Raw genomic sequence first — 1,161 nt, forward strand, 5'->3', positions numbered from 1 at the left:
TGATGCGGGTCGATCCGCTGCCTGTGACGGTGAGTCCAGCGGCGCTGACGTCGTGCAGGTCCAGGAACTCCAGCGCCCGGTCGGGGTCAGCCGTGGCCGACCAGCCGTACACGCCGAACTGCGGCTCGATGGACCGGTGGTCGAAGGTCGCGGGGTTCGGGATGTCCTGGGAGAACCGACTGGCGAACCGGCTGAGGCTCTCGGTGATCTCCTGTTCGAACATGGCGGGGGTGTGACATCCCCAGTTGTACGCCTTGAACACATGCGGGATGCTGAGAGAGGTGAGTCGGCTGTGCATGCTGTACGTCTCCGGACTGACGATGCCGGGCTCCACCACGCACCCCGCCACGGCTGCGGCGTCACTCACCTCGACGGTTCCCAGAACACTGTTCCCGGTGTAGAGCTGCACGTCGAGGCCGCCCAGGTTGCCTGCCAGGTCGGTGGGGTTGTGCCCGCGCCAGCGGATCTCCTGGATCACGCGCGGTCGTAGATCGAGTCCGGCGGGGCGAGGTCCAGTGCCGGGCTGAGCGAGAGGACGGCGGCTCCGGGGGCCGAGTTGCTGTCGGCCGCTCCGGAGAGGCTGGACGTCGCGGAGAACAGGTCCGGATGCCGGGCGGCGAGCATGAGGGCGCCGTAGCCGCCCACGGACTCACCGAGGATCACGCGGTTCGCGCGATCGGCCACGGTGCGGAAGTTCGCGTCGATCAGCGGCCTGAGCTGCTTGGTCACGAAGGTCTCGTACATCGGCGGACCGCCCGCGCCGTTGTTGTACCAGTCGCTCCAGTACCCGGAGTTTCCACCCGGGACGGTGTCGCCGGCGTTCACGACTCCCTGGAGCGGACTCGCGCTCGGTGACACCACGATCGACGGGTGGGAGGCGGTGAGGCTCTCGCCGTCGTCCAGCGTACGGAACATCGTCTGGTCGCCGTTGGTCCCGATCGTGAAGTACGTGACGTGCCACCGACGGGTCGGATCGGCCGCGTAGCCGGTCGGCAGCATGACCTCGACCTTGGCCGGCGTGGTGAACGACGGCGTCGCGACGGTCAGCGACACGGTTCGCTCGGTGACCCACTGCTCTCCGACGATCGTCGCGCCGGCGACCGGCACGGTCCCGGCCACCGGCGGCAGGTCCCCGCTCGCGGCCGACGCCGATCCCGGCGT

The 1,161-nt window shown here is 69.1% G+C and carries 2 protein-coding genes; both read right to left on the reverse strand.

Features of this window, described 5'->3' with window-relative positions:
* Window positions 1-478: hypothetical protein (locus ABZ453_RS51370; RefSeq protein WP_359027006.1), on the reverse strand; the 478-nt coding region annotated here is incomplete at its 3' end.
* Window positions 475-1,161: alpha/beta hydrolase-fold protein (locus tag ABZ453_RS51375; protein WP_359027008.1), on the reverse strand; the 687-nt coding region annotated here is incomplete at its 5' end. The genes ABZ453_RS51375 and ABZ453_RS51370, both read right to left, overlap by 4 nt.

The organism is Streptomyces sp. NPDC005799, from assembly GCF_040630525.1.
Lineage (GTDB): Bacteria > Actinomycetota > Actinomycetes > Streptomycetales > Streptomycetaceae > Streptomyces > Streptomyces griseorubiginosus_B.